Origin of the sequence: Acinetobacter boissieri (genome assembly GCF_900096955.1) — a bacterium.
Classification (GTDB): Bacteria; Pseudomonadota; Gammaproteobacteria; order Pseudomonadales; family Moraxellaceae; genus Acinetobacter; species Acinetobacter boissieri.
In genome coordinates, this window is record NZ_FMYL01000019.1 from 1 (window position 1) to 5,541 (window position 5,541).

A 5,541-nucleotide genomic window follows, 5' to 3' on the forward strand; every position below is an offset into this window, starting at 1 on the left:
GCTTACTGATGACGAATCAGTTAGACGATCATTAATAGAATTGAAGAACAACTTGTGTGGATTTTTACTAAGTTTTATCACTGATATGAAATAAAATATCATTGAGATGACTAGTAGAAATTTACTCGAAAATTTATTTGAGAGCGAATATATATTTGCTAGTGATTTTAGTGAGCTAGATTGATCCCCTTAAGGGATTATGATTTTAACTGAAGAGTTTGATCATGGCTCAGATTGAACGCTGGCGGCAGGCTTAACACATGCAAGTCGAGCGGGGGAAAGTAGCTTGCTACTGACCTTAGCGGCGGACGGGTGAGTAATACTTAGGAATCTACCTATTAATGGGGGACAACGTTTCGAAAGGGACGCTAATACCGCATACGCCCTACGGGGGAAAGCAGGGGATCTTCGGACCTTGCGTTAATAGATGAGCCTAAGCCGGATTAGCTAGTTGGTGGGGTAAAGGCCTACCAAGGCGACGATCTGTAGCGGGTTTGAGAGGATGATCCGCCACACTGGGACTGAGACACGGCCCAGACTCCTACGGGAGGCAGCAGTGGGGAATATTGGACAATGGGGGGAACCCTGATCCAGCCATGCCGCGTGTGTGAAGAAGGCCTTATGGTTGTAAAGCACTTTAAGCGAGGAGGAGGCTTACCTAACTAATACTTAGGATAAGTGGACGTTACTCGCAGAATAAGCACCGGCTAACTCTGTGCCAGCAGCCGCGGTAATACAGAGGGTGCAAGCGTTAATCGGAATTACTGGGCGTAAAGCGCGCGTAGGTGGCCAATTAAGTCAAATGTGAAATCCCCGAGCTTAACTTGGGAATTGCATTCGATACTGGTTGGCTAGAGTATAGGAGAGGAAGGTAGAATTCCAGGTGTAGCGGTGAAATGCGTAGAGATCTGGAGGAATACCGATGGCGAAGGCAGCCTTCTGGCCTAATACTGACACTGAGGTGCGAAAGCATGGGGAGCAAACAGGATTAGATACCCTGGTAGTCCATGCCGTAAACGATGTCTACTAGCCGTTGGGCCCTTTGAGGGCTTAGTGGCGCAGCTAACGCGATAAGTAGACCGCCTGGGGAGTACGGTCGCAAGACTAAAACTCAAATGAATTGACGGGGGCCCGCACAAGCGGTGGAGCATGTGGTTTAATTCGATGCAACGCGAAGAACCTTACCTGGCCTTGACATAGTAGAAACTTTCTAGAGATAGATTGGTGCCTTCGGGAATCTACATACAGGTGCTGCATGGCTGTCGTCAGCTCGTGTCGTGAGATGTTGGGTTAAGTCCCGCAACGAGCGCAACCCTTTTCCTTATTTGCCAGCACTTCGGGTGGGAACTTTAAGGATACTGCCAGTGACAAACTGGAGGAAGGCGGGGACGACGTCAAGTCATCATGGCCCTTACGGCCAGGGCTACACACGTGCTACAATGGTCGGTACAGAGGGTTGCTACACAGCGATGTGATGCTAATCTCAAAAAGCCGATCGTAGTCCGGATTGGAGTCTGCAACTCGACTCCATGAAGTCGGAATCGCTAGTAATCGCGGATCAGAATGCCGCGGTGAATACGTTCCCGGGCCTTGTACACACCGCCCGTCACACCATGGGAGTTTGTTGCACCAGAAGTAGATAGTCTAACCCTCGGGAGGACGTTTACCACGGTGTGGCCAATGACTGGGGTGAAGTCGTAACAAGGTAGCCGTAGGGGAACCTGCGGCTGGATCACCTCCTTAACGAAAGGTGATGGCTTAGTAAGAATCCACAACAAGTTGTTCTTTAGTATATGATCTGAGGGTCTGTAGCTCAGTTGGTTAGAGCACACGCTTGATAAGCGTGGGGTCACAAGTTCAAGTCTTGTCAGACCCACCATTGACCATTGAGATTAGGCAATAAGACATATACACAATTCAAATGATATAAGCTGGGGACTTAGCTTAGTTGGTAGAGCGCCTGCTTTGCACGCAGGAGGTCAACGGTTCGACTCCGTTAGTCTCCACCAAATTACAGAATTTAGTAAGTAAATAGCTTATTAACTTCTGTGATTACACAGTAACCTAATTGCTGACGAGGCATTAGGAAATCATTAACAGATTGAATCAGATTGAGTCTGAAAATAATTGTTCAACTCATTTATATAAAGATGACATGCAAATGTTTAATTTATATGAATTGAGAACTAGCGAAATTAACTGAATCAAGCGTTTTGGTATTAAGATTGAAGCTGTATAGTAGTTGAATCTACAAGACTCTAGACAAAATGTTGGCAATGCTCCTTGTAGGTATTGTTCGACTGTTTGGGGTTGTATAGTCAAGTAATTAAGTGCATGTGGTGGATGCCTTGGCAGTCAGAGGCGATGAAAGACGTGATAGCCTGCGAAAAGCTTCGGGGAGGCGGCAAATATCCTATGATCCGGAGATGTCTGAATGGGGGAACCCACTTACCATAAGGTAGGTATCATAAACTGAATACATAGGTTTATGAGGCGAACGAGGGGAAGTGAAACATCTCAGTACCCTTAGGAAAAGAAATCAATTGAGATTCCCTTAGTAGCGGCGAGCGAACGGGGATCAGCCCATGAAGTGATATGTGTTTTAGCGGAATGCTCTGGGAAGTGCAACCGTAGAGGGTGATAGTCCCGTACACGAAAGGGCACATATCATGATAACGAGTAGGGCGAGGCACGTGAAACCTTGTCTGAATATGGGGGGACCATCCTCCAAGGCTAAATACTCCTGACTGACCGATAGTGAACCAGTACCGTGAGGGAAAGGCGAAAAGAACCCCTGTGAGGGGAGTGAAATAGATCCTGAAACCGCATGCATACAAGCAGTGGGAGCGGACTTGTTCCGTGACTGCGTACCTTTTGTATAATGGGTCAGCGACTTATATTCAGTAGCAAGGTTAACCGTATAGGGGAGCCGTAGAGAAATCGAGTCTTAATAGGGCGTTTAGTTGCTGGGTATAGACCCGAAACCAGGCGATCTATCCATGAGCAGGTTGAAGGTTGGGTAACACTAACTGGAGGACCGAACCCACTGTCGTTGAAAAGCCAGGGGATGACTTGTGGATAGGGGTGAAAGGCTAATCAAGCCTGGTGATAGCTGGTTCTCCCCGAAAGCTATTTAGGTAGCGCCTCGGACGAATACCATAGGGGGTAGAGCACTGTTTCGGCTAGGGGGTCATCCCGACTTACCAAACCGATGCAAACTCCGAATACCTATGAGTACTATCCGGGAGACAGACTGCGGGTGCTAACGTCCGTAGTCAAGAGGAAAACAATCCAGACCGCCAGCTAAGGCCCCAAAATTATAGTTAAGTGGGAAACGATGTGGGAAGGCATAGACAGCTAGGAGGTTGGCTTAGAAGCAGCCACCCTTTAAAGAAAGCGTAATAGCTCACTAGTCGAGTCGGCCTGCGCGGAAGATGTAACGGGGCTAAAACTATATGCCGAAGCTGCGGATTTGACATTAGTCAAGTGGTAGGGGAGCGTTCTGTAAGCCGATGAAGGTGTATTGAGAAGTATGCTGGAGGTATCAGAAGTGCGAATGCTGACGTGAGTAACGACAAAACGGGTGAAAAACCCGTTCGCCGAAAGACCAAGGGTTCCAGTCCAACGTTAATCGGGGCTGGGTGAGTCGACCCCTAAGGTGAGGCCGAAAGGCGTAATCGATGGGAAAATGGTTAATATTCCATTACTTCTGTGTAATGCGATGAGAGGACGGAGAAGGTTAAGTCAGCCTGGCGTTGGTTGTCCAGGTGGAAGACAGTAGGCATGCATCTTAGGCAAATCCGGGGTGCTCTATGCTGAGAGTCGATAGCAAGTAGGTTTACCTACGAAGTGGCTGATACCATACTTCCAAGAAAAGTCTCTAAGCTTCAGTTACACAGGAATCGTACCCTAAACCGACACAGGTGGTCAGGTCGAGTAGACCAAGGCGCTTGAGAGAACTCTGCTGAAGGAACTAGGCAAAATGGTACCGTAACTTCGGGAGAAGGTACGCTGCTCGTGGTGATAGGACTTGCTCCTTGAGCTACAGGCAGCCTCAGAAACCAGGCCGCTGCAACTGTTTATTAAAAACATAGCACTCTGCAAACACGAAAGTGGACGTATAGGGTGTGATGCCTGCCCGGTGCTGGAAGGTTAATTGATGGGGTTAGCGTAAGCGAAGCTCTTGATCGAAGCCCCAGTAAACGGCGGCCGTAACTATAACGGTCCTAAGGTAGCGAAATTCCTTGTCGGGTAAGTTCCGACCTGCACGAATGGCATAATGATGGCGGCGCTGTCTCCAGCAGAGACTCAGTGAAATCGAAATCGCGGTGAAGATGCCGTGTACCCGTGGCTAGACGGAAAGACCCCGTGAACCTTTACTGCAGCTTGACATTGAACTTTGATCTTACTTGTGTAGGATAGGTGGGAGGCTTTGAAGTGGTGACGCTAGTTACCATGGAGCCATCCTTGAAATACCACCCTGGTAATATTGAGGTTCTAACTCTGATCCATAATCTGGATCGAGGACCATGTCTGGTGGGTAGTTTGACTGGGGCGGTCTCCTCCTAAAGAGTAACGGAGGAGTACGAAGGTGCGCTCAGCGTGGTCGGAAATCACGCGTAGAGTATAAAGGCAAAAGCGCGCTTAACTGCGAGACCAACAAGTCGAGCAGGTACGAAAGTAGGTCTTAGTGATCCGGTGGTTCTGTATGGAAGGGCCATCGCTCAACGGATAAAAGGTACTCTGGGGATAACAGGCTGATACCGCCCAAGAGTTCATATCGACGGCGGTGTTTGGCACCTCGATGTCGGCTCATCTCATCCTGGGGCTGAAGCAGGTCCCAAGGGTATGGCTGTTCGCCATTTAAAGAGGTACGCGAGCTGGGTTTAGAACGTCGTGAGACAGTTCGGTCCCTATCTACCATGGGCGTTGGAAATTTGAGAGGATCTGCTCCTAGTACGAGAGGACCAGAGTGGACGAACCTCTGGTGTACCGGTTGTGACGCCAGTCGCATCGCCGGGTAGCTATGTTCGGAAGGGATAACCGCTGAAAGCATCTAAGCGGGAAGCCTACCTCAAGATTAGATTTCCCTTGGACTTATGTCCACTAAAGAGCCGTTGAAGACTACAACGTTGATAGGTTGGATGTGGAAGTGTAGTGATACATGAAGCTGACCAATACTAATTACTCGTGAGGCTTGACTATACAACACCCAAACAGTTGTATTTCTTAATCAAATAACTTGATTTAGTTAACGCTAGACAATATATTATCGACTCATCTGATACAATCTGTTAATAACTCATTTGGTACTAAAGTACGGCATCTAAATAAGACCCGAAATTGTCCATCAACAGTTATGCTGGCGACTATAGCAAGAGTGAACCACCTGATCCCTTCCCGAACTCAGAAGTGAAACCTCTTCGCGCTGATGGTAGTGTGGGGTTACCCATGTGAGAGTAAGTCATCGCCAGCATCTATTCCCTAAAAAGCCCCCGATAAAATCGGGGGCTTTTTTTTATCCCTCAAATTTAAATATAA

The 5,541-nt window shown here is 48.0% G+C and carries 2 tRNA genes and 3 rRNA genes; all 5 read left to right on the plus strand.

Annotated features, from left to right (window positions below):
- Positions 1-206 precede the first annotated feature (206 nt).
- The 5 genes from BLS38_RS12680 (at position 207) to rrf (ending at position 5,476) form a co-directional block, all read left to right on the plus strand.
- A 16S ribosomal RNA gene (locus tag BLS38_RS12680) occupies positions 207-1,743 on the plus strand.
- A gap of 59 nt (positions 1,744-1,802) precedes the next feature.
- A tRNA-Ile gene (locus BLS38_RS12685) sits at positions 1,803-1,879 on the plus strand.
- Between the two features lie 54 nt (positions 1,880-1,933).
- Positions 1,934-2,009: transfer RNA gene (locus BLS38_RS12690), tRNA-Ala, on the plus strand.
- Between the two features lie 307 nt (positions 2,010-2,316).
- Positions 2,317-5,205, plus strand: a 23S ribosomal RNA gene (locus BLS38_RS12695).
- Between the two features lie 156 nt (positions 5,206-5,361).
- Positions 5,362-5,476: ribosomal RNA gene (gene rrf / locus BLS38_RS12700) — 5S ribosomal RNA — on the plus strand.
- The 16S, 23S and 5S rRNA genes sit together here with 2 tRNA genes alongside, the layout of an rRNA operon.
- The last annotated feature ends 65 nt before the right edge of the window (positions 5,477-5,541 follow it).